Origin of the sequence: Streptomyces sp. 130, from assembly GCF_007096885.1 — a bacterium.
In the GTDB taxonomy this organism is placed as follows: Bacteria; Actinomycetota; Actinomycetes; order Streptomycetales; family Streptomycetaceae; genus Streptomyces.
In genome coordinates this window covers 131,309-155,017 of sequence record NZ_VJNO01000004.1, presented here as the reverse complement: position 1 = coordinate 155,017, position 23,709 = coordinate 131,309, and the positions used below count along the sequence as shown (strand labels likewise).

The window sequence follows — 23,709 nt, the reverse complement described above, 5'->3', positions numbered from 1 at the left end:
ACCCGCCGCTACGCTCGGAACCGCTCCACGTGCTACGCGAGTAGATCCCCCTCAGGCCGCTCACCCCAGGAGGCTCCCGTGTTATCGATCCGCAGCCGCAGACCCGCACTCCGCAAGCTGGTGGCCCTCGGTGCCGTCGGTATCGGCCTGGTGGCCGTGCCCACCGTCACCGCCGTGCCGGCGTCGGCGTCGCCGCAGCCGCCCGTGTCGTCCGGTGCCGCCATCCCGCTCGGCGACGGATACATGGGCGCCGGTTACCTCGCCGACGGCGACACGTTCGCCCCGGACGAGCGGCGCGTCGACCTCACCCCGGAGACCGGCACCTCCATCCAGGCGACGTCGCTCCCCGGCATCGACGTCTCGCACTACCAGGGCTCGATCAACTGGTCCTCGGTGAAGAACGCGGGCATCAAGTTCGCTTACATCAAGGCCACCGAGTCCACCACCTACAAGGACCCCAATTTCAACGCCAACTACCTCAACGCCTACAACGCGAAGGTGATCCGGGGCGCGTACCACTTCGCGCGTCCCAACCTGTCCAGCGGAGCGGCCCAGGCCACTTACTTCGCCGGCCACGGCGGCGCGTGGTCGCGGGACAACCTGACCCTTCCCGGGATGCTCGACCTGGAGGGCGGCTGCTACGGCAAGTCGGTTTCCGCCATGCAGTCGTGGATCCTCGACTTCTACAACACGTACAAGGCCAAGACGGGCCGCGATGTCGTCATCTACACCAGCGCGAGCTGGTGGAACTCGTGCACGGGTGGCTGGAGCGGCATGTCGGCCCGCAGCCCGCTGTTCGCGGCGCACTGGACGAGCGCGGCGAGCCCGACCATTCCGAAGGGCTTCCCGTACTGGACGTTCTGGCAGTACACCGACTCCGGTTCGGTGGGCGGCATTTCGGGAGCCGTGGACCGCGACCGGTTCAACGGTGACGCCACCCGGCTGCTGGCTCTGGCCAACAACACCTGAGAAACCGGCCGGAAAGAGGGCGGCCACACGGTGCGGGCTTCCGGCCCGCACCGTGTGGCCGCCCTTCCGTCTCAGCGGGCCTGGGCGAGCCATTCCCGGTACGAGGTCGGAGCGATGTGTGCCCCGGGGCCCGCGATCAGCGCATCGCCCGCCACTGCCGCGAACATCCCCGCCCGGTCGTCCGTGACCACGGTGCGGCGGTCGCCCCGGGCTGCCAGGGTGAGGCGCCCGAGCTCGTCGAGGGGGAGGACGTCGGGGCCCGCCACGTCGGCCGTCCCGTTCAGCGGGGCGCCGGTGGCGGTGTCCGCGAGGGCGGCGACCACGTCGGCCGTCGCGATGGGCTGGAGGCGTGTGGCGGGCAGCCGGACGGTGTCCTCGTCGGAGGTCCACGACATCACGGCGTCCATGAACTCGAAGAACTGCGTGGCCCGCACGACGGAGTACGCGGTGGGCCCGTTGCGCAGCAGTTCCTCCTGGAGCGTCTTCGCCCGGTAGTAGTCCAGCTGGGGCACCCGGTCGACACCGACGATCGACAGCACGACCTGGTGCCGGACACCGGCCTGCTCTCCGGCCGTCAGCAGGTTCCCCATGGTCGTGCGGAAGAAATCGGGGGACGCCGCGTCGAACGTGGGCGAGTTGGTGACGTTGACGACCGTCTCCGCGCCGGCGAGCGCCTCTCCGAGGCCCTGGCCGGTGAGCAGGTCGACACCGGTCGACGGGGAGGCGGGTCGCGCCGTGTGTCCGGCCTCGCGCAGCCTGGACACGAGCTGGGAGCCGATCAGTCCGGTACCGCCGACGACCGTGATCTTCATGGGCGAGCCTTTCGTGAGCCGGGTGCGGCCGGCCGCCACCGTAAGCCCCGGGCTCCCGGCCGCACCTCCCGTGACCCGGCGGTCCGGCAGCTCGTGACCCGTACGGCCCAGCGCTGGACGCCGGCCTGCCGGGCACGGCCGGAGAAGCGGCTCGCGAGCCGGCTGCCGGCCCGTCAGGCGGCGGCCTCCGCGCGGGCCAGGAGATCGGGGAAGCCGGCCAGGAGCGGGGCCTCGCCGCACGCCGAGGCGACGACCACCTCCTCCAGCGCCCACAGGTGCGCCCTGATCCTGGGCGGCGGGAGGTAGGCCGTGTCGGCGGTGAGCATGACGGCGAGGACGCCCTCCTCCTCGGTGACGTGGACGCAGTACCGGCAGCCCAGCTTGTCCTCGGTGGCCGGGAAGCCGAACTCGGTACGCGACCGTGCCGCGCGCAGCTCCGCCGCGCTGGGCGGCGGCCCCTCGTCCGGCGGCCGTACGAAGAACCGCTGGTCGTTGTAGCAGCAGTACGGGTGTACGGGGGTGCCGCGCTCCCGGCCGACGCGTTCGCGCAGGTCCTCCCAGGCGACCGGGTCGTAGGACGCGGCCCGGTATCCCGCCAGGGCCGCGCGCCACGCCGCGGGAAGCAGGTCCGTGAACCGTTCGGCGCCGGTCGTGTCCAGCAGGAACGGGGCGTCCTGGGAGAGCATGGCGACCAGGTCCCGCCGGTCCTCGGCGGCCCGGTTGGCGACGATGGGCATCATGGCCGCCGCCGGATGTCCGCCCTCGGCGGCGGCCAGCGCGGCCAGGGCGGTCATCAGGACCGTCGATCCGCTGACCCGGTGCTCGGCCGCGAGCGTGTCCGTCGCGCTCATCAGCGCCTCGGACACCAGCCGGCCGCTCCAGAACCGGGGCGTGCGGGGTGCGGCGGCCTGGCGGGGGAACATCGTCGGCGGCATGGTCCGGTAGAAGCTCTCCCAGTGGGCGAGGGCCCGCTCGCTGCGGCGCACACCGGCCGGCCCGTGCTGGTACCGGGCGAGGTCGAGGGGGTTGGTGCGCGGGGCCCGCCCGGCCGAGCCCCGGCGGATCAGCAGCCGCAGGTCGCGTACCACCTGCTCGGCGGCGTGGCCGTCGGCCGCGAGGTGGCAGAGGACCAGCGCCGCGTGTGTCACCCGGCCCCGGTGGCAGACGGCGCCGACGCGCAGCGGCCACTCCCGCGCGTAGTCGAAGCGGGTGGCGGTCATCTCGTCCAGCAGGGCGCGTGCGGTGGCCTCGGTCCGGTCGGGGTCGGGCTCGTCCACCACGGTGACCGGGAGGGCACCGCAGTCGGTGAGCGACTGGCGGGGGTCGCCGTCCTCGCCGTCGTACAGCCGGGTGCGCAGCGCCTCGTGGCGTTCCAGGAGGGCGGTGAGCGCGGTGGCGAGCCGGCGCAGGTCCGTGACCCGTCCGCGCTCCCCCAGCGGGAGAAGGCGCCCGATGTTGAAGTAGACGTCGTTGGGCGCGGTGCGCAGGATCGCGTTCCAGATCGCCCGCTGGCCCCAGGTGAGGGGTGCCGTGCCCGCCCGGTCGCCGGCGAAGGGGATGTGCAGGGTACGGGCGGTGGCGAGGCCGTTCATCCGGTCACCAGCCTGGCGGCCAGGCTGTCGACGCTCTCCTGGTAGAACGCCGGGTCGGCCAGGTCGAGTTCGATGCCGTGCTCGTCCTCCACGGCGTCGGCGAGCCGGAGCAACGCCAGGGAGGTGACGCCGAGTTCGGTGAGTGTCCCCCGGGCGGCGAGGATCTCGGCCGCGGTGAGCTGCCCGTCCATGGCGTCGCTGATCAGCCCGGCGAGCCGTGCGCGTGCCTCGGTGACCGGGCCGTGGGCGGTGCTCAACTGTCCTCCCTCCCGGCCAGCCGGCGGCGCAGGCTCAGGGGCCTGATGTCGGGCCACACCTGATCGACGTGGGCCATGCACTCCTCCTCCGTGCCGGTGAACCCCTCCGGCCGCCATCCGGCGGGCAAGGGGGTTCCGGAGGGCCAAAGTGCGTGCTGTTCCTCGTCGTTGACGGCCACCAGATAGCGGAGGGCGGATGTGCTCACTGGTTCTCCTCGATGAGTTCGGCGACGCACGCGGCGACACCGTGGACGGTGGGAGTGTCGAAGAAGACGTCGAAGGGCACGGCGACGCCGTACTCCTTGCGGATGCGGCCCGCGATGGCCGTGATGGTGAGGGAGTGGCCACCGAGGTCGAACAGGTCCTCGTCGGCGCCGAGGTCGTCGAGGTCCAGCACCTCGCGCCAGATGGCGAGGACGGTGGCGGTGACGCCTTCGTCGCCTGCGGACGCGGGCGTCTCACCGGTGGTCCGCTCACGCGGCGGTTCGGGCAGGGCGGCCCGGTCGAGTTTGCCGTTGGGGGTGAGCGGCATCGCGTCGAGCGCCAGGTACGCGTCGGGCAGGGCCGCCGCGGGCAGCTTCCGGGCCAGGTGGTCGCGCAGCGTCCCGGGGGCCGGCGCTACGCCGGGCGGCGCGGGCACCACATAGGCGACCAGTCGTCCGGGCCCGTCGTCCGGGCCCTCCCGCAGCACCGTCACCGCCTGCGCGACCTGGGGGTGGCTGCCGAGGGCGGCGTCGATCTCACCGAGTTCGATGCGGTGGCCGCGCACCTTCACCTGGGTGTCCGACCGGCCCGCGAAGGCGATGCGGCCGTCTTCGGTGAGCCGGACCAGGTCGCCCGTGCGGTAGAGGCGGGCGCCCGGCGGGCCGAACGGGTCCGGGACGAAGCGGGCGGCGGTGAGTCCGGGGCGGCCCCGGTAGCCGTGGGCGACACCGTCGCCGCCGATGTACAGCTCGCCCGTCAGCCCTCTCGGCATGGGCTGGAGCCGGGCGTCCAGGACGTAGGCGCGGGTGTTGGCCAGCGGGCGGCCGATGGTGACGGGGTCCTCGGGCCCCAGCTCGGCGGCGGTGGACCAGACGGTCGTCTCGGTCGGCCCGTACACGTTGACCAGACGGCCCACGGCGGTGCGCAGTTCGCGGGCGAGGGCATCGGGCAGGGCCTCTCCCCCGGTCAGTGCCACCACGTCCGGTGCGTGCAGCCCGCCGGCGAGCATGGTGCGCCAGCCGCTGGGGGTGGCCTGTACGTGGGTGAGGCGGTGCCGGTCGACCAGCTCGGCGAGCGCGGTGCCGTCGCGGTGGCGCCCCTCGGGGACGAGGACGACGGTGCCGCCGGTGACCAGCGGCAGGAAGAGTTCGACGGTGGAGATGTCGAAGGAGAGCGAGGTGAGCCCGAGCCAGCGGCTGCCGGGGCCCGTGCCGGTCGTGTCGCGCAGCGCCGCGAGGAGGTTGGCGAGGGCCGCGTGCGACACCTCGACGCCCTTGGGCGCACCGGTGGAGCCGGAGGTGTACAGCACATAGGCGGGGTCCGTGAGGGCGGGCGGAGCGGGCGCCGCCGGGGCGTCGGGGAGCCGTGCCAGGTCCTCGCGCCTCGGGTCGGTGGCGGTCTCCAGCGTGATCCCGGAGTCGGCGCGGAGGAACGCCAGGCGCTCCGCCGGGTGCTCGGGGTCGAGCGGCAGGTAGGCGGCGCCGGCGGTGAGGGTGCCGAGTGCGGCGACGAGCTGGGCGGCCGAGCGGGGCAGGGCGATGCCGACGAGGGCACCGGGGCCGGCCCCGTGGGCGCGCAGCCGGTGGGCGCGGCGGCGCACGGCCGCGTCGAGTTCGGCGTACGTGAGGGTGGTCTCGCCCTCGATGACGGCGACGGCGTCCGGGGTCGCGGCGGCCTGGGCGGCGAACAGCGCGGGCAGGGAGGCCCGGGCGTTCCCCGGGGCGCGGGTGGTGTCGGCGAGCAGCGTCGCACGTTCCCCGGGCGGCAGGAGCGGCAGCCGGCCGAGGGTGGTGTCCGGCGCGGCCAGGGCCCCGTCGAGCAGGGTGAGGAAGTGGTCCAGGACGCGGGAGGGCGCCTCGCTCTCGAAGGCCGCGGTCCGGTATTGCAGGCTGCCTTCCAGGCTGTCGGGGGCGTCGACCAGTTGGAGGTGGGCGATGTTGCGGGCGGTGTGCGCGAAGCCGGTCCACTCGGTGCGCACCTCGATGCCGGGGCCGAAGTCGGCGGGCCGGGAGGTGTCGCGCCGGCGGTAGCTGAGGGAGACCGGGCAGAGCGCGGTGCGCGGGGTGAGTCCGCGCACCGCACGGCTGAGGGGGACGGTCCGGTGGGCGTAGAGTGCGCGCAGCCCGGCCCGGACCTCGTGGGCGAAGTCCGCGAAGGTGAGCTCCGGGCGCGGGGCGGTGAAGAGGGGCAGTTCGTTGACGTGCAGGCCGACCTGTCGGGGCGCGCCGGGCACCCGGGTGGAGAGTTCGATCGCGGTGGCCGGGGCGGTGTCGCCGTAGCGCAGCAGCAGGGCGTGCCAGGCCGCCGTGAGGAGTTCGAACCGGGTGACGCCGAGCGCGGCGGCGGCGGTCACCAGGCGGGCGTGCCATTCCCCGGCGCGCCGGAAGCCGCAGACGCCGCCGGGTGCCGGGGCGACGGGGTCCGCGTGGTGGGCGGTGAGGCCGGGGAGGGCGGGCGCCGGGGTGTCGCGCCAGCGGCCGGCCCAGAAGCGGGCCGCGTCGTGGACGGCCGCTTCGGAGACGGGCCGGGCGGGTGCCGGTGCCTCGGCCGGGGCGGGCGGGCGGCCCTCCCCCGTCACCGCCCGGTAGGCCCGGGCCACTCCGGTGACCAGGAGGTCCTTGGACTCGCCGTCGAAGACCAGGTGGTGGGCGACCACCAGCAGGAGGTGGCGGTCCGGGGCGGTGGTGAACAGCGTGGCGCGGGTCAGGGCCTCGCCCGGCCCGAAGGGGGCGGCGGTCTCCTCGTCGCGGAGCTTGCCGAGGTCGCCGGGTGCGGCGGTGACCAGCCGCAGGGGCGGTGTCGCGCCGGGGAGGAGGTCCGGCCCGGTGGGACCGGTCCGGAGGGCGAGGACGGGGGTGGCCCGTACGTAGACGTCCCAGGCCGCCGCCAGGGCTGCCGGGTCCAGCGGGCCGTGCAGGTGCAGGGCCAGGCTGAGGTGGTACGCCGATGCGGTGTCGAGGGTCTGTTCGGTGACCCAGAGCCCGTGCTGGGCCGGGTCGAGCGGGGCGGGTGATGCGGAGGAGGGGGTCATGGGGTCGCCTCGTCGTCCAGGAGCCGGTGGAGTTCGCGTTTGAGGACCTTGCCGCCCTCGTTGCGGGGCAGGGTGTCGCGGAAGAGGATCCTGGCCGGCAGCTCGTGCGCGGCGAGCCTGTCGAGCAGGAAGGCCCGCAGCCGGGGGATGTCCGGTTCGCCCTGTCGGGGGACGACGACGGCGGCGACGACGCTGCCCAGCACGGGGTGCGGGATGCCGAAGGCCGCCGCGTCGGCGACGTCCGGGTGGGCGTGGAGGGCGTTCTCGACCTGGATCGTGGACACCTTGTGGGCGCCGGACTTGATGACGTCGCGCTCCCGGTCGAGCAGGTGGAGGTAGCCGTCCGCGTCGAGCCGCCCGATGTCCCCCATGCGCACCCACCGGCCCCGGAAGACCTCGGCGTCCGCGTCGGGGGCGCCCAGGTAGGCGCGGGGCGCGGTGGGTGAGCGCAGCCAGATCTCGCCGGGTTCGCCGGTGGCGGCCGGGCGCCCTTCGGCGTCGGTGATGCGGAGCTGGGCGAGTGAGGCGGGCCGGCCGGGTGAGTCGGGGCGGCCGGGGTCGAAGAGCAGGGTGATCTGGGCGGGGGCGGCCTCGGTGGAGGTGTAGTAGTTGACGATCTGCGCCCCGGGGAAGGCCTGCGCCAGCCGTAGCGCGACGGGTTGCGGGAGGGCTGCCGCCGTCGAGCCGACCAGCTTGACCGTGCTGAGGTCGCGGCGGGTCAGGGCGGTTGACGCGAGCAGCTCGATGGCGGTGGCGGGCACCAGGAAGACGCTGCCGACGGCGTGCTCCTCGATGAGCCGGGCGAACCGCAGCGGGGTGAACTGCGGGGCGGCGACACCGGTGGCCGCTGTGTCCAGGCAGTTCACGAGCATGGTCTGCCCGGCGTTGGTGCCGATCGGGAAGCTGTGCAGGAAGGTGCGCGAGTGCCGCAGCGGCCGGCGGCGTTCGTCCAGGGTGCAGCCGTGGGCGAGGTTGGCGTGGCTGGCCCGGACGCCCTTGGGCAGGCCGGTGGTGCCGGAGGTGTAGAGGTACTGCGCGGGCGCGGACGGCTCGGGCAGCGGCGGGCCGTCCCCGGCCCCGGTCCCGATGTCCTCTGCGGACGCCCGCCACGACCCGGCGGGCAGCCGGGGCGGTGGCCCGCCGGCACCGTGCAGGACGCCGGCGCACCGGCTGTCCTCGACGGTGTGCGCGGCGGCGGCCGGAGCCAGCCGGTCCGACAGGGGTACGGCGATGCCGCCCGCCCACTGCACCCCGCAGTAGGCGACCGCGTAATCGGTCCACTCCGTACTGCCGTAGCGCAGCCCGACCGGGTCGCCGGGGCGCAGGCCCCGGGCGAGCAGGCCGTGGGCGAGGGCGGCGGCCCGGTCGCGCCAGGTGCCGAAGTCCAGGGCGCGCGGCCCGTTGCGCAGGGCGACGCGGTCCGGGTGGAGGGCGGCGCGGTGGACCAGCAGCTCGATCAGGGAGCCCGGGGGCGCGGCGGGGCTCACCGGCCGGCCCCGGCGGAGGCGGCAGCGGCGGCGGCGCGTTCCCGGAGACCGATGAGGTCGTCGGGTTCGGCGTCCGGCACGTCGCGGTCGAAGCGGGCGAGGACCGGCAGCCGCAGGGCCAGGGCGACCAGCGCCAGCATGGCCAGGCAGCACAGCAGGTACATCAGGCCGATGCCGCGCCCCGGCCCCGTGCCGAGCACCTGTCCCACGCTGCCGGCCAGCGCCCCGTCGTCGGCCAGCAGCGGGTCGAACAGCCGCGCGCCCAGGGGCGCGACGAGTCCGTGGCCGATGGGGAGGGTGGACCAGGCGACCATGGTGTTCAGGGCGAAGACGCGGCCGTGGAAGCGCTGCGGGACCTTCACCTGGACGATGGTCGAGTAGACCCCGTTGACCAGGGCGATGGCGCAGGACATCCCGAAGGCACCGGCACCGATCACCCAGAGGTCGGCCCGCAGCCCGGTCACCGCCCCGGCCAGGGCGAACACCCCGGCCAGCGCGAGCATGCCGCGCATCCGGTGTCTGCGGGGTCCTCCCCACACCCCCATGATCAGCCCGCCCGCCACGGCCCCGGCGCCGCCCGCCGTGGCCACCGCCGCCGCCCCGTCCAGGTCGTCGAAGGACAGCACCAGGGGCGTCACCAGCAGGAACAGCGGCGACAGGAAGAGGTTGAGCGCGGCGAACCACAGGAGCATCGAGCGGAAGCCGCGGTGGCGCCAGGTGTAGGCGAAACCCTGTTTGATCTCCTCGACGACCGGTTCCCGGCGGGTCCAGGGCAGGGTGCGCGGGAACCGCACGCAGACGAGTACGGCGACGGCGACCACGTAACTCGCGATGTCGAGGATCAGGATGCCGCGCAGACCGATGCCCGCCATCAGCGCCACCGCGACCAGGGGTACGACGAACTGCGCCGCGCCGAAGGCGAGCTGGACGACCCCGTTGGCGTGGCCGAGATAGCGCTTGGGGACGAGCTGGGGGATCGCCGAGCTGTACGCGAGGCGCTGGAAGGTGAGCGCCACCGAGAGGCCGCCGAGCAGCACGTACAGATACCAGGTGTCCAGCGCACCGCCCAGCAGCAGGCAAAGCATGGCCACCTGGCTGAGCCCCGCCGTGAGGTCGCCCGCGAGCATGACCTTGCGCCGGTCGAACCGGTCCACGACGGCACCGGCCAGCGGCCCGACGAGGATTCCGGGCAGCATCGCGACGACCGAGTACAGCGCGAACCGGGCGAGCGAACCGGTCTCCAGCAGAATCCAGATGGGCAGGGCGAACTCGGTGAGCGCGGAACCCACGATCGACCCCAGCTGGCCGAGCACCACGGCGAGGAACCGCGCGGCGCCCGGGGCGGGGGCGCCCGGTGCCTGCGCGTCGTCGTCTGCCGGCTCCGCCCCGGCGCCGCCCGGTGGCCCGGTCTCCGCGTGGAACCACCAGGCCGCGTCCGGGGCGCGCCCGGGCAGGGCCGCGGTGCTCTCCGCGCGCATCGCCTCGTGGACGCTCGTCACCGCCTCGGCGACCTCGGCGGCCCGGTACTTCACGAAGAAGTGACCGCCCTGGTCGATGACCGCGACCGCCGAGCGCTCCGCGAGGAGCAGCCACTCCCGGTAGCGTTCCTGGTAGAAGTCGGCGGCCGGGTCGCGGTCGCCGACGAGTGACACCAGCGGGGCCCGCAGCCGGGGGGCGCCCGCCTCGACGTCCGCGATGGCCCCGGTGAAGTACTCCTCGGCGGCCTGGCTGTCGCGGCGCATGTTGCCCACGATGAACTCGGTCTGCTCGCGGTCGAGCTGGGAGGTGTCCACACCCATGCCCGTGAGCCAGTTGACGTACACCCGGTTGCCGAGCAGCGATTCCAGGGACGCCACCTTGGAGAGGGCGCCGAGCACCCGTCCGCGCGGCTTGGCGAAGGGGAACTGCGCTCCCACGTACACCGCTTCGAGCTCGCGGCCGGACGCTTCGAGGAGCCGTGCGGTCGCCACGGCCAGTGCGGTGCCGACACCGCAGTGCCCGTACACGATCAGCGGGCCCCGGACCCGTTCGCGGATCTCGGCGGCCAGGCTCTCGGCGAGTTCCCCGAACGGCAGGTGTTCCTCGGTGACGCCGACGTCATGGCCCGGAATGGCGACGGACCACAACTCGTAGCCCTCGGGCAGGAGGTCGGCGACGGGCTGGTAGACGACCGCGCTGCCCCCGCCGTACGGGACGCAGACCAGGGTGGCCCGCAGGCGTCCGGCCGGGGCCTGTGGGGTGAGCCGGTGCAGCAGTCTGCGGGGGCCCCGGGCGTCCTCGGGGGTGTCCGCCAGCGCGGCCAGCTCCCTGACGGTCCGGCAGGTGAACAGGTCCATCACGCTGACCGGGCGGGCGCCCGCCTCCGGGAGCAGCTTCCGGGCGCGGGCGACGACCTGGGTGGCGAGCAGCGAGTGGCCGCCGAGGTCGAAGAAGTCCTCGTCCACACCGACCTCGTCAAGGCCGAGCACGTCGGCCCAAATGGTGGCGAGCACCCGCTCCGCCGGGGTGCCGGGTGCGCCGGCCGCACCGGCCGCCCGGTGGATCTGCGGGGCCGGAAGTGCTCGGCGGTCCAGCTTCCCGTTGGGTGTGAGCGGGAGGGCGGGCAGGGCGGTGAAGGAGGCGGGCACCATGTAATCGGGCAGCACCTGCTTGAGCGCGGTGCGCAGGTCCTGCGGGTCGGGCGCGGGCTCGTCGCCGGCCGTGACGAGGTAGGCGGCGAGCCGCTTGTCGCCCGGTGTGTCCTCGCGCACGACGACGGCTGCCTCGGTCACCGGGGGCAGGGCGCGCAGGGCCGACTCGATCTCACCGGGTTCGATGCGCAGTCCGCGCAGCTTGACCTGCTGGTCGATGCGGCCGAGGTGTTCCAGGGCCCCGTCGGGGCGGCGTCTGCCCAGGTCGCCGGTGCGGTAGAGCCGCGATCCCGGCGGGCCGTACGGGTCGGGGACGAACCGGCAGGCGGTGAGCCCCGGTCGCCGGTGGTAGCCGAGGGCGACCCCGGTCCCGGCGATGTGGATCTCACCGGGGGCGCCCGGGGGCACCGGCCGCAGCGCCCGGTCCAGGACGTAGAGGCGGATGTTGTCGACCGGGAAGCCGATGGGCACCACGTCCGACGGCCCCTCGCACTCCCAGGCCGACACGTCGACCGCCGCTTCGGTGGGCCCGTACAGGTTGGCCAGGGCGCAGCCGGGCAGCGCCTCGCGGAAGGCGCGCGCCGTGTCGGGCGGCAGCGCCTCGCCGCTGCACACGACGCGGCGCAGTGCCGTGCACCGCCCGGCGTCCTCCTCGGCGAGGAAGAGCGGCAGCATGGAGGGGACGAAGTGGGCGACGGTCACGGGCGCGGAGCGGATGAGGCCGGTCAGGTAGGCGGCGTCCTTCTGGCCCCCGGGACGGGCCAGCACGAGGCGCGCGCCGGTCATCAGCGGCCAGAAGAACTCCCAGACGGAGACGTCGAATCCGGCCGGCGTCTTCTGCAGCACGGAGTCCTCGGGGCCGATGGGGTAGCGCCGCTGCATCCACAGCAGGCGGTTGACGATGGCGCGGTGGGTGTTCGGCACGCCCTTGGGCCGGCCCGTGGAGCCGGAGGTGTAGATGAGGTACGCGGGATCGTCGGGCGCCGGAGCCGACCACGGGACCGTGGGAGCGCTCCCGCGATGCGGATCGGCTTCGTCGTCGAGGAAGAGGACGGTGGCCCGGCAGTCCTCGGGGACCGGGACGGACCGCTGGGTCAGGAGCACCCGCGCGCCGCTGTCGCGCAACATGAACGCGAGCCGTTCGGGCGGGTATTCGGTGTCGAGCGGGGTGTAGCAGGCGCCGGTGCGCAGGACGGCGAGGAGTGCGGCGACCAGTTCGACGGAGCGTTGCGCACCGACGGCGACGACGTCCCCGGGACCGGTGCCCGCCGCGACGAGCCGGGCCGCGATGCGGTCGGCGGCGGCGTCCAGACCGGCGTAGGTGAGGGTGCGCTCGTCGGCCGACACCGCGGGGGCGTCGGGGGTGCGCGCGATCTGCTCGGCGATGAGGGAGACCAGGGTGGCGCCGGCCGGGACCGACGCCTCCGTACGGTTGAAGTCCTCGGTCTCCAGGGCGCGTTCGTCGTCCGAGAGCAGGTCGAGTCCGGACAGCGGCACGTCCGGGCGGTCGGCGACCGCGCGCAGCAGCCGGTCGAGGTGAGCGGCGATCCGGGCGATGTCCTCCTCGGCGAAGAGGTCGGTGTTGTAGTTGAAGGCGCCGCGCAGCCCGTCCGGCCACTCCATCAGGAAGAGTTCGATGTCGAAACGGGTGCCCGAGGCGCGCAGGCCGTAGGTCTCCACATCGAGCCCCGGGCCGGCGGCGGCCTGGCGCCCGGTGGCGTAGTTCTGGACCGCGAGCACCGCCTGGAAGACCGGGGAGCGGGAGACGTCGCGTTCCACGCGCAGCTCGGTGACCAGCTGGGCGAACGGCAGCTCCTGGTGGGCGTAGGCCTCCAGACAGGTCTCGCGGGTGCGGGTCAGCAGCTCGGCGAAGGTGGGGTCGCCGTCGAGCCGGGCGCGCAGGGCCAGGACGTTGACGAACATGCCGACCAGGCCCTCGAGTTCCGGTTCGGGGCGGCCGGCGACGGGCGAGCCGACGGCGAAGTCGCGCTGGCCGCTGAACCGGGCCAGGAGTTCCTGGAAGGCGGCGAGCAGCACCATGTGGACCGTGGCGCCGTGCGCCTTGCCCAGGGCGGCGAGCCGGTCGAGGAGGTCACGTTCCACCTGGAATCCGTAGCCCGCCCCGTCGAAGGTCTGCCGCGCCGGGCGGGTCCGGGCGGTGGGCAGGACGAGCGGTTCCACTCCGGCGAGCTCGTCCGCCCAGTAGGCGACCTCGGCGGCGAGCGCGTCTCCGCTCAGCCGGTCGCGCTGCCACTGGGCGAAGTCGCCGTACTGGACCGGAAGTTCGGGCAGCGGGTCGTCCTCTCCGGCGACCCGGGCCGCGTAGCAGCGCAGGATCTCGGAGATCAGGATCTCACTGGACCAGCCGTCGCTGACGCTGTGGTGGACGACCAGCAGCAGGATGTGGTCCCGGTCGGTCACCCGGACGAGCAGGCTGCGCAGCAGAGGGCCGGCGGCCAGGTCGAAGGGCTCGGCCCCCGCCTCGTCCACGAGCCGGGCCGCGTGGTCCTCGTCCCGCGCCTCGACGACGGGCAGCGGCGCGGGCCCGGGCGCGGCGATCTCCAGCACCGGACGGCCGTCGTCGGTCGCCGGGTAGCGGGAGCGCAGCGTCTCGTGCCGGGCGGTGACGGTGTCCAGGGCGTGGGCCAGCGCCTCCCGGTCCAGTTCGCCGCGCAGCCGGCGTGCGACGGGGATGTTGTACGCGGCGGTGCCGGGCGCGAACTGCTCCATGAACCAGAGGCGTTCCTGCGCGAAGGAGAGCGGCGGCACGGCGCCCTCGGGTCTCCGGGGGATCACGGGGCGGGGCGCGGCGGCCCGGCCGGCCGTGAGACGGCGGCTGAGCAGGGCGCGCTTGGCGTCGGAGAGTCCGGCCGGGGATGTGGTGGTGTCGCTCATGACGGCGTACCGGTTCCTTCCAGGGTGCCGCCGTCCGAGGCGAGGAGGGCGGCGGCCTCCTCCTCCGACAGGGCGTCGATCTCGGCCGTCAGGGCGGCCTCCACGGCCTCGGCGAAGGCCGCGACCGTGCGGTGGGTGAAGAGGGTGCGCAGGGGGACGGTGAGTTCGGCGGTGGCCCGGACGCGCGCGATGACCCGGGTGGCGAGCAGGGAGTGCCCGCCCAGGTCGAAGAAGTCGTCCAGGGCGCCGACCCGTTCGATGTCCAGCACCTCGCGCCAGATGTCTGCGACCAGCTCCTCCGCCTCGGTGCGCGGGGCGAGGTAGCTGGCGCGGAGTTCGGGGCGCTGCTCGGGTGCGGGCAGGGCCGCGCGGTCCAGTTTGCCGTTCGGGGTGAGCGGCAGCCGGTCCAGGACGAGGACGGCGGCGGGTACGAGGTGCGCCGGTAGGAGCGCTCCCACGGCGCTGCGCAGGGCGACGGGATCGACCGGTTCCGCGGCGGCGGGCACCACGTAGGCGACCAGGGTGTCGCGGTGGGCGACGACCGCCGCCTCGGCGACCCCGCGCTGCGCGAGGAGCGCGTTCTCGGTCTCCCCGGGCTCGACGCGGTAGCCCCGCACCTTGAGCTGGCCGTCCAGCCGGCCCAGGAACTCCAGGGCGCCGTCGGCCCGGCGGCGCACCAGGTCGCCGGTCCGGTAGCGGCGGGAGCCGGGCGGCCCGTACGGGTCGGGCACGAAGGCGCGCGCGGTGGCGCCGGGCCGGCCGGTGTAGCCGTGGGTCACCCCGGTGCCGCCGAGGAGGAGTTCGCCCGGGGTGCCGGGCGGGACCGGGCCGCCGTGCTCGTCGCACACGGTGGCGGTGACGCCGCCGATCGGGGTGCCGATGGGCGGCCGGGCGCGGGTGTCCGCGGCGCCGAGGTCGGCGGTCGTGGCGATGACGGTGGTCTCGGTGGGGCCGTACGAGTTGACGAGGCGCACCCGGTCGCCGAAGCGCTCGCGCCAGGCGCCCACGGCCGCCGCCTGGACCTGGTCGGCGCCCAGGATCAGCAGCCGCAGCCGGTCCGGCCAGGCGACGGCGTCCGGCTCGCCGACCAGGTGCTGCCAGTACGGGGTGGGCAGGTCCATGACGGTGACGTCGGCGGTGAAGTCCTCGGTCAGCTGGTCGGGCAGGGGGGCGCCGGGGTCCGCCACGACGAGGGTGGCACCGGCCGCCAGCGCGGGGAACAGTTCCTCGGCGCAGGTGTCGAAGCTGAGGGACGCGCAGTGCAGGACGCGGTCCTCGGCGCTGATCCCGTACCCCTCGCGCATCCAGCGCACCCGCTCGGCCAGCGCCCGGTGCGGGACGAGTACTCCCTTGGGCTCGCCGGTCGAACCGGAGGTGTAGACCAGGTACGCGGGGTCGTCGGGGAGGGGCACGGTGGGGCCTGCGGGCATCTCCCCCGCCGGGCCCGTGCCGGCGGCGTCCTCCACGTACAGCGTCCGGATGCCGCCGGGCAGCCCGGGTGGTGTGGTGCCGCGGGACGTCAGGACGGTGCGGGCGCCGCTGTCGGCGGCCATGTACGCGATCCGGGCGGGCGGGTAGTCGGGGTCCAGGGGGAGGTAGGCGGCGCCGGCGCGCCAGGCGGCGAGCATCGCCGTCACGGCGTGCGGTCCGCGCGGCATCAGCACTCCGACGACGTCCCCGCGCCCCACCCCCTCGGCGGTCAGCCGTCCGGCGAGCCTGCCCGCGCCCTCCCACAGCTCGGCGTAGGAGAGCGAGGCGTCGCGCCCGCGCAGGGCCTGGGCGCCGGGGCGGTCGCGTACGGTCCGGGCGATGGCGTCGTGCACGGTGGACGGGCCCCCGGGCAGCGCGGGGCCCCGGCCGGCCGCCTCCAGGGCGGTGCGTTCCGGCTCGTCCAGCAGCGGCAGGAGGTGCACGGGCGTGTCCGGGCCGTTCATCGCGCCGCGCAGCAGCGTCTCGAACCAGCGCGCGAGGCGGGCGACCCGGTCCCGGTCGAGCAGGTCCGTGCGGTAGCCGAAGACGGCGACCACGTCCTCGCCGTCCCGGCGCACGTCGAGGGTGAGGTCGAACTTGCAGGCCCGCATCCCCGGGTCCAGTTCGGTGCAGCCCAGACCGGCGAAGGAAGCGTCGCGCAGCAGGCCGGCGTCCTGGGTGTGGACGGTGAGCATCGTCTGGAACAGGGGGGTGCGGCCGGGGTCGCGGTCCAGGCGCAGCGATTCGGCCAGTTCCTCGAACGGGACGCGGTCGTGGGCGAAGGCGCCGAGCACCGTGGTGCGGGCCCGGCGGAGCAGGTCGGCGAAGGTCGGCGTCCCGGAGAGATCGGACCGCAGCACCAGGGTCCGCGAGAAGTAGCCGATGGCCTGTTCGGCGTCGGGGCCCGAGCGGCCCGCCGTGGGGACGCCGACGCAGAAGTCGCGCTGCCCGGTGCAGCGGTGCAGGGTCGCCTGGTATGCGGCCAGCAGCACCATGAACGGGGTGCAGCGCCGGGCCCGGGCGAGGGCGTCGATCAGGGGCCCGGCGCCGGTGAGGAGCTGGGTGTGGAAGGCGCCCTCGGGCGAGGGGTGTTCGGGCCGGGGGCGGTCGAGGGGGAGTTCCAGGGCGGGCGCGCCGTCCAGGCGTTCCCGCCAGTAGGCCAGGGCCTCGTGCGCCCCCGCTTCGTCCGCGTCCCGCTCCTGCTCGGCCGGGTGCGCGGGCGGGGCGGGCAGGTCGGCGGTCCGGCCCCGCAGATGTGCGGTGTAGTGCGCCGCCAGCTCGTCCCGCAGGACGTTGAGCGACCAGCCGTCGGCGACGATGTGGTGCAGGACCACGCACAGGACGTGCTCGGTGTCTCCCGTACGGAAGAGGGCGACGCGCAGCAGCGGGCCCCGGGCGAGGTCGAAGGGGCGGTTCGTGCGCTCGGCGATCAGCGTTGCGAGCCGGTCGCCCTCACCGCGCAGGTCACAGCGTTCCAGGTCCACGGGGCCCGGTGCGGCCACCAGCGCGGCCGGTTCGCCGTCCTCGGCGGGGAAGCGGCTCCGGAGCGCCTCGTGCCGGGCCGCCACCGCGTCGAAGGCCGCGCGCAGAGCGGGTTCGGACAGCTCCCCGGAGAGGCGCAGCACGAGTGGAATGTTGTACGAGGCGTCGTCCGGGTCCATCTGGTGCAGGAACCACAGACGTTTCTGGCCACGCGTCAGGTACGACTGGACGGCCTGGGTACTCATCCGACTCCCTCGGCGCGCACGCCGAGCGGCGTGGTGTGCGGTTGCTTCAGGTCAATGGGGACGTGTGGAGCATGTGGGGGGGGGCGGGGCGACACGGCGGCACGGGGATACCGCGGCGGCCTGACGGTCTCGCCACCGGCGAGATCCGGTCATTCACGGCTTCAGGTGTTGCGATGTTATGAACAGCACACGCGTGCGTCAATGCAAGACCTGTACACACAAACGGAGTTGATAAGTCCGACCCTCGTATGCGGGCCGGCCGAAGAGAGCGCCCCACCCTCGGCCGGGCGGCGTTCATCCCTTCGGCTGGATCTTGGGCGCAAATTACGTCTTACGCGCTCTTCCGGGTGGTGAATGGGGCGTGCGACAGCAAACCCCGGCTTGAGGAGCGTGGACCATCATGAAGAACAACGCGGACAGTGCGTCGCAAAGCGTGCAGACGATGTATGCCGAGCGGTTCGCCACCGATCTCACCGACAACCGTGCGGAGCAGAAGGAGCTGACCGCGCAGATCGAGCAGCTGCGGGCCCGTCTGGAACAGCTTCGAGCGGACGAGGCCTGGCTGACCGGAATGCAGGCCGCGCTGCCCGGGGAGACGGCGCCCCCTCGGCCGCGCCGCGCGCCGCGCACCGGGGAGAAGCCGGCGGAAGGCGACACATCCGCGGGCACACCCGTCCCGGGCCCACGGCCCGCCGGACGCGCGAAGGCGAAGCCCTCCCGGGCCAGGGCGAGCCGCAAGAAGGCGGCGCCCACGACGGGCGCTCCCCTGCATGAGCTCATCCGCGCCCTGATGCCCCTGGGCGAACCGCGCCTGGTGCGCGAGGTGCACGCCGATCTGACCGAGGCGCACCCGGAGCGCGGCACCTCGGTACAGGTGGTGCGCAACACCCTGGAGAACCTGGTGAAGCGGGGCACCGTCGGCAAGAGCATCCAGAAGGGCACGGCCATGTACACCGCGACCGCGCAGGCCGCTTCCGAGGGCGACGGGGCGCCGGCGGCCGGTTGAGAGGCGACGGGCCGTCCTACGCGTCCGGCCCCCGGGGAGCGCGCTCCCCGGGGGCCGGACGGTACTGCCGCGACGTCAGGCGGCCGTGATGTTCTCCGCCTGCGGGCCCTTCTGGCCCTGCGTGATGTCGAAGGTCACCGCCTGGCCCTCCTGGAGCTCACGGAAGCCGGTGGCGTTGATGTTCGAGTAGTGAGCGAAGACGTCCGGCCCGCCGCCGTCCTGCTGGATGAAGCCGAAACCCTTTTCGGCGTTGAACCACTTGACGGTTCCGCTGGCCATGCCGGTGCCTCTCAGTCGATATCGGGAGCCGCACCACGCGGTCCCAGTGGTGTCCCGGCCCGCCCCCTGCACAGCAAGGCGCCCGCGCCGGAGCACGGGCGGTTTCGGCGAACCACGACTTCCGGCAGTGACGCTACATGGCGAAACCCCTCTCCACCAGAGAGCAACGACTTCGCGTCGCGCCGGATGCCGGGGAAAGCCGCTGATGGGGCCGTACTCACGGGGAATCGGGGCCAGTGGCGGGCCCGGGCGTCCGCGGCGGCGTCACCGGACCGGAGCACCGGGGGGTGGCGGCAGCCGGCTCCGGATGGAGCAGTGCCCGCCGGGATGAGAATGGTGCGGTCGGCAGGGGGGCTGCCGACCGCACCGAGTACCGCCCCGCCTCGGCCCGGGAGACCGAGGTGGGTGACGGAAAGAGCCAGATCAGCGGACCGCGCCGCGCGGTACGCCCCACAAGGGGCGAGTTACGGTCTGCTGGTCAAGCCCTTCCCGCCACCGTTCTGAACGGGCGCGGAATTCCGGCTGCGAACATTGCCAGGAGAGGACAGCAGGAAGACCGCACGTCAGGCACTGGACCACCACCCCGGAGAGTTGCGGTCCGCTGCCTCACGCGGTCCAGCATGGAAGGTAAACAGACTGTTTTCTACGTCCAGTTTTTAGCGCTAAGCCACGTCGCGCCAATTAGGCTCTCGCCCGCGCAACCGGACCCATACGCGGGGGATTTGATCGCATGACCAACACCGACAAGACGGCGCTGCGGACACTGCTCAGAGTCCGTCGTGCACTGATCGACCCCACCGGGCACGGTTTCCACCGTTCGTCCCGCCAGGGGCGCCGCGCCCCCGGACTGTCCCAGCACCAGGTGGACCAGTTGCTGCACCGCACCCCCGGCACCTACCGCCGCCTGGAGTCCGGCGCCTGGCCGAGGCCGGACACCGGCTTCCTCCGTGATGTGGCGATGCTCTTCGCCCTCAACGAACAGGAATGGGTGTCGCTGTGCCGGTACGCCGGTATAGGCGACCCGCCGGGCCCGCTCACCGCCCGCTCGGGCAAGGAGGTCCCGGGTGTGTGGCAGGAGGCCATCGACGGGATGACCCACCCCGCGTACATCACCGACGCCTCCTGGGAGCTCATCGCCCACAACGACGAGTTCGCGCGGCTGTTCCCCGCCGGGGGTGTGCCCACGAACACCATGCGGTGGATGCTCCTCGAACCGCAGGGCCGCGAGATGCTCATCGACTGGGACACCGCCTGGGCGCCGCTGGTCGTGCCGCAGCTGCGGGCGGCGCTCGCCAGCCGGCCCGACGACGAGGTGCTCCGCCGGCTCGAGAAGGACGTGCTGGCCGACCCGCAGTGCGCGCCGATCTGGGAGTCGGGCGGCGCGCACATCCATCCCGACGGCGACGAACGGCCCATCCGGCACGCCGTCGACGGCCCGGGCTGGGTGACGATGTGCGCGGCGCAGCCCATGGCGGCCCCCGGCGCGCGCATGATCGTCCTCGTCTTCCACGCGGGTGCGCGGCGCGCGCACACACGCGTTCCGGTGCTGCGCGCGCGGTGAACACTTCCCTCCGGCGCTCCGCGGTGTTGTGATCAGGGCGGCACGGCCTTTCGTGGCTTAGGTTGTGCCCACCCCCACATCGCCGCCGCACCGTGCCCGCCGGAGGATGTCGTGCCTGCCTACATAGCCCGTCCCACCACCGTGTTCCCCGCTCACAAAGTGACGACCGGGGAGATCGCGGACGATATCCGCGCCCGTCACCCGGACCACCCGCGGCTCGCCGCGATCCTCCGCATCGTGGCCAACACCGGGGTGCACAGCAGGTACTTCACCCGTCCGCTGGCGGCGCCGACCGTGTCGGGGGACGCCGATGTCACGGCCCGGAGCGCGGCTGCGTTCGCCGACGCGCTGGACATGGCGGAACAGGCGGCGCGGGGGGTGCTCGGGGCGTACGGGCTCGCGGCGGGTGATGTGGACGCGATCATCACGACGCACTCGACCGGCTGGTCCGTCCCGAACCTGGACATCCACCTCATCGACCGGCTGGGCCTGCGGCCGGACGTGCGCCGGACCGCCCTGACGACGCTGGCGTGCGCGGGCGGCACCCAGGCGCTGATCCGGGCGGTCGACCTGGTGGCCGCGAGACCGGGGTCGACCGTCCTGGTGGTCGCCGCCGAGGTCATCTCCGCCGTGTACAACCACCGGGACGACGCCGTCGAGCACATGATCTACAAGGTGCTGTTCGGGGACAGCGCGGCGGCGACCCTCGTCACCGACGCGGCGCTGGGCCCCGGTTTCCGCGTGGCTTCGCCGGCCGACACCTATGAGCACGTCCTGCCGGACAGCCTCACCCGGTACGCCGGCCGCGTCGATCCCGGCGGATTCCACTTCGACAGCACGAAGGAGGCGCTGAGCGCGGCGGACGACGTACTGCCCGGTCTGCTGGGCTGGCTCGGCCGGTCCTCCGTGGACTTCGGGGTCATCCATCCCGGCAGCGCGCGCATCATCAGCGACACCGCGACGGCGCTCGGCCTCGACGCCCACGACACCCGGCACTCCACCGCCACCCTCGCCGACGAGGGCAACCTCGGCGGTGTCTCCGTACTCCGCATCCTCGAACGCACCCATGCCGAACCCCCGCCGGCCGGCGCCGACGGGGTCACCGTCGCCTACGGGCCGGGCTTCGCCACGGCCGCGCTGCGCGGGACCTGGGCCGCCTGAGCGGCCGGGCGGGGGCGAGGACGGCTCAGGGGCGCCCGCCGGTGCGGATGTCCGCGGGCGCCGGGTGGCGGGCCTGGTGGAGGGCGAGCGCCGCGAGGGTGATGCCGCAGGTGATCCGCCCTTCGGCCAGCCACTCGGGCAGCTCGCCGGGCGTGACCCAGACGGGTTCGGTGAGCGATTCCATCGCCTCGGGCTCCGCCGGGCCCGCGGTCGCCATGTCCACCTCCGCGACGTACACCCGGATCGGGGCGGCGAGGATGCCGGTGTCGGCGTGGATGACACCGAGGGGCCGCGGGGACGCGCAGACGAGCCCCGTCTCCTCGCGCAGTTCGCGGACGGCGGCTGCCGCGAGCCCTTCCTCGCCCTCGCTCGACCCCCGGGGGAACTCCACGGAAGCGGACTGGATCGGGTAGCGGTAGCTCGTCACGAAGGCATAGCCGGCCGGTCCGACCGGGACGATGACGGCCCCCTCCTTGCGTGCCTGCCAGCGCAGGTGCTGTCCGGTGGCCCCGGAGGGGGCGACGACGTCGTCGTTGAACAAGGTGCCGAAGCGGCTGCGGAAGACGGGCACTTCGCGAACCCTCCGGATGGGCGCCGGCGCGGCGCCGGTCGTCGCACGGCCGGAATCGGTCACTGTGGTCACTTGGGCCTCCTCGGTATCCCCCGCCCCGTGAAGGTGTGCCGGGAGCCCTGGTTGTGACATCGCCGGAGCCGCGGGGCCGCCCGGCCGGTAGGATGCCGGGCAGGGGTGGGCCGTAGCGCAGTGGTCGTCGCGCCTTCACGGCATGTAGGAGCACGCCGGTTCGAATCCGGTCGGCCCGCCCTGTCCCGCCGGGTCGCACAGCCGGCTCCGGGCGCCTGCGGTGGCCCCGGCGTCCTTGGCGCGGCCGGACAGGCACCGGTTGACGCGCGGCCCCCGGACCGGTTTCCTGACGCGATGAACGATCTTCGTATCGAAGCGGTGGCCGACGAGGCCTCGCTCCTGGACTGGCGGTTCGTCCACAACGCCATCATCCCGACGGCCGCCCTGTCGTTCGCGGAAGTGACGGAGCGCGCGGGGCGCAACCGGCTGTGCGTCGCGTACGCGGGGGACGTTCTGGTGGGGTGTTCCACGGTGCGTCCGCCCGGCGCGGACCGACCGGTGGGGACCGTGATCGCCCGCATCCTGCCGGGGCACCGGGGCCGGGGGTTCGGCGGGCAGTTGTACGCGCACGGGCTGGAACTGGCCCGGGCGCTCGGAGCCGAGGTCATCGAGACGTGTGTCCTGGAGTCGAACCCCGAGGGACTGCGGTTCGCGTTGCGCAACGGTTTCGTGGAGACCGAGCGCTACGTGCTGCCGGGCGACACCGTGCCGTTCATCGACCTGCGGCTCGGCTGACGGCCCGCCGCGCACCGGGGCCCGCCGTCCCGCTCGGCAGGCCCCGGATTCCGCGGAACGCGGTCAGGCGGTGTGGAGCGTCAGCCCGTACCGGTTCAGGATCTCGTTGATCGGCTGGTGCCAGGTCTCGCCGCCGGAGCCGCAGTCGCCCCAGCCGCCGGAGGTGACCCCCTGGGCCTGGTCACCGCTGATGAAGGAGCCGCCGGAGTCTCCGCCCTCCGCGCAGACGCTGGTCTTGGTCATCTGGTAGACCGCGCCCTGGGCGTAGTTGACCGTGTCGTTGGTGGCGAGGACATTGCCGCAGTGCCAGTGCGAGGTGGAGCCGGAGCGGCAGATCGAGGCGCCGACCGGGGCGACGGCGGAGCCCCGGACGAGCTGGTCGGAGACGGTGCCCCAGCCGAGGACGACGGGCACCGTCCACCAGCCGTTGCCCACGCTGACCCACGCGTAGTCGTCGCCGGGGAACGACGAGCCCTGGAAGTTTCCTATGAACGAGCCGTCCCAGCCGCTGACCCCGGCTCCCGCCCGGCCGCAGTGGCCGGCGGTGACGAAGCCGCCGTAGACGGAGAAGCCGATGGAGCACCGTACGTTGCCCGTGTAGTACGGGTCGCCGCCCACCGTCCCCGCGGAGAAGGTCCGGGGTGCTTCGGCGGTCTGCTCGACGGTGACGGGCCCGGCCGCCTTCGCCTTCCGCACGAAGGCCTGGACATCGTTGTCAGAACGCTGCGAGGCGACGACGTCCACGACGACCGAGTTGCTGCGGGGGTCGACGTGCCAGCTGCTGACACCCTGCGGCGCGTCCAGCTCGTCCAGCTTCGCCTTGACCGAGTCGAGGCGCTTCTCGGTGTGGGTCACCATGCGTACGGCGGCGCCCGTGGCCCGTACGGCGTCCGCCCGCTCGGCGTCGGTAACGGCGACGGTGAGACCGCCGGTCGCGGGGTCGAACCAGGAGCCTCCGTACGCCGCCCCGGCGGCGTGGCGCGCCTTCGGCTGGAGCGCGGTGGCGGTCTTCTCCTGGGAAAGCCGCACCCTGGCCTGACCAGCCGTCAGTCCGAGGTCGCGCTGCATGGCGGTGAGCAGGCCGTCGGAGGCGGGCGCGGGGGCGGCGGCGGGTGTGTCGGCGGCGGAGGCCGAGGGGAAGCCCGCACCCGCCCAGGCTCCGAGGAGGAGTACGGCGGAGAGTGCGGTCCTCAAGGCTGTGGAGCGTCTCAAGGTCTTGGCCCTTCTGTTGTTCCGGCTGGGTGGGGGAG

Annotated in this window: 16 protein-coding genes and 1 tRNA gene; 6 read left to right on the top strand and 11 right to left on the bottom strand. The window is 73.8% G+C overall.

Going from position 1 to position 23,709, the window contains the following annotated elements; translation table 11 throughout:
• Nucleotides 1-78: 78 nt before the first annotated feature.
• Entirely contained in the window at nt 79-969 is an 891-nt protein-coding gene (locus FKN01_RS05725; protein WP_143617057.1) for a GH25 family lysozyme, read from the top strand.
• Nucleotides 970-1,040: 71 nt separating this feature from the next.
• On the opposite strand, the gene FKN01_RS05720 is transcribed toward FKN01_RS05725, so the two are convergent.
• The 8 genes from FKN01_RS05720 to FKN01_RS05685 all read right to left on the bottom strand — a co-directional run bounded on the left by FKN01_RS05720 (nt 1,041) and on the right by FKN01_RS05685 (nt 17,074).
• The gene (locus FKN01_RS05720) at nt 1,041-1,781 is read right to left on the bottom strand and encodes an SDR family oxidoreductase (protein ID WP_143617055.1); all 741 of its coding nucleotides are present in this window, start codon (nt 1,779-1,781) and stop codon (nt 1,041-1,043) included.
• Between the two features lie 173 nt (nt 1,782-1,954).
• On the bottom strand, nt 1,955-3,373 hold the full coding sequence (locus FKN01_RS05715; RefSeq protein WP_143617053.1) for a condensation domain-containing protein: 1,419 nt from the start codon (nt 3,371-3,373) through the stop codon (nt 1,955-1,957).
• A complete protein-coding gene (locus FKN01_RS05710; protein ID WP_143617051.1) occupies nt 3,370-3,630 on the bottom strand; it encodes an acyl carrier protein in 261 nt (86 codons plus the stop codon). The genes FKN01_RS05715 and FKN01_RS05710 overlap by 4 nt, the downstream gene beginning before the upstream one ends.
• Complete coding sequence (locus FKN01_RS05705) at nt 3,627-3,836, bottom strand: MbtH family NRPS accessory protein (protein ID WP_143617049.1); 210 nt, start codon at nt 3,834-3,836, stop codon at nt 3,627-3,629. Before FKN01_RS05705 ends, FKN01_RS05710 begins: the two co-directional genes overlap by 4 nt.
• A complete protein-coding gene (locus FKN01_RS05700) occupies nt 3,833-6,865 on the bottom strand; it encodes an amino acid adenylation domain-containing protein (protein WP_143617047.1) in 3,033 nt (1,010 codons plus the stop codon). Before FKN01_RS05700 ends, FKN01_RS05705 begins: the two co-directional genes overlap by 4 nt.
• Entirely contained in the window at nt 6,862-8,352 is a 1,491-nt protein-coding gene (locus FKN01_RS05695; protein ID WP_143617044.1) for a class I adenylate-forming enzyme family protein, read from the bottom strand. Before FKN01_RS05695 ends, FKN01_RS05700 begins: the two co-directional genes overlap by 4 nt.
• Complete coding sequence (locus FKN01_RS05690; RefSeq protein ID WP_143617042.1) at nt 8,349-13,877, bottom strand: non-ribosomal peptide synthetase/MFS transporter; 5,529 nt, start codon at nt 13,875-13,877, stop codon at nt 8,349-8,351. Before FKN01_RS05690 ends, FKN01_RS05695 begins: the two co-directional genes overlap by 4 nt.
• Complete coding sequence (locus tag FKN01_RS05685) at nt 13,874-17,074, bottom strand: non-ribosomal peptide synthetase (RefSeq protein WP_143617039.1); 3,201 nt, start codon at nt 17,072-17,074, stop codon at nt 13,874-13,876. Before FKN01_RS05685 ends, FKN01_RS05690 begins: the two co-directional genes overlap by 4 nt.
• Before the next feature lie 400 nt (nt 17,075-17,474).
• Here FKN01_RS05685 and FKN01_RS05680 point away from each other — a divergent pair, with 400 nt between their 5' ends.
• Entirely contained in the window at nt 17,475-18,080 is a 606-nt protein-coding gene (locus FKN01_RS05680; RefSeq protein ID WP_260696783.1) for a hypothetical protein, read from the top strand.
• Between the two features lie 75 nt (nt 18,081-18,155).
• On the opposite strand, the gene FKN01_RS05675 is transcribed toward FKN01_RS05680, so the two are convergent.
• Nucleotides 18,156-18,359 carry a cold-shock protein gene (locus FKN01_RS05675; RefSeq protein ID WP_018552900.1) on the bottom strand — a complete coding sequence of 68 codons (204 nt, stop codon included), beginning with the start codon at nt 18,357-18,359 and terminating at the stop codon, nt 18,156-18,158.
• 730 nt (nt 18,360-19,089) lie between these two features.
• On the opposite strand from FKN01_RS05675, the gene FKN01_RS05670 reads away from it, so the two are divergent.
• The gene (locus tag FKN01_RS05670) at nt 19,090-19,920 is read left to right on the top strand and encodes a helix-turn-helix domain-containing protein (RefSeq protein ID WP_143617035.1); all 831 of its coding nucleotides are present in this window, start codon (nt 19,090-19,092) and stop codon (nt 19,918-19,920) included.
• Nucleotides 19,921-20,031: 111 nt separating this feature from the next.
• Entirely contained in the window at nt 20,032-21,081 is a 1,050-nt protein-coding gene (locus FKN01_RS05665; protein WP_143617033.1) for a PhlD, read from the top strand.
• A gap of 25 nt (nt 21,082-21,106) precedes the next feature.
• Here the strand turns inward: FKN01_RS05665 and FKN01_RS05660 are convergent, their stop codons facing one another.
• Nucleotides 21,107-21,724 (bottom strand): NUDIX hydrolase, encoded by a 618-nt coding sequence (locus FKN01_RS05660; protein ID WP_260696782.1) that lies wholly within the window; start codon nt 21,722-21,724, stop codon nt 21,107-21,109.
• Between the two features lie 106 nt (nt 21,725-21,830).
• On the opposite strand from FKN01_RS05660, the gene FKN01_RS05655 reads away from it, so the two are divergent.
• A tRNA-Ala gene (locus FKN01_RS05655) sits at nt 21,831-21,903 on the top strand.
• A 115-nt stretch (nt 21,904-22,018) separates the two neighbouring features.
• Nucleotides 22,019-22,459, top strand: a complete 441-nt coding sequence (locus FKN01_RS05650; RefSeq protein ID WP_143617029.1) for a GNAT family N-acetyltransferase — start codon at nt 22,019-22,021, stop codon at nt 22,457-22,459.
• Nucleotides 22,460-22,522: 63 nt separating this feature from the next.
• Here FKN01_RS05650 and FKN01_RS05645 read toward each other — a convergent pair whose 3' ends face one another.
• Complete coding sequence (locus tag FKN01_RS05645; RefSeq protein ID WP_185992756.1) at nt 22,523-23,671, bottom strand: S1 family peptidase; 1,149 nt, start codon at nt 23,669-23,671, stop codon at nt 22,523-22,525.
• Nucleotides 23,672-23,709: the final 38 nt, after the last annotated feature.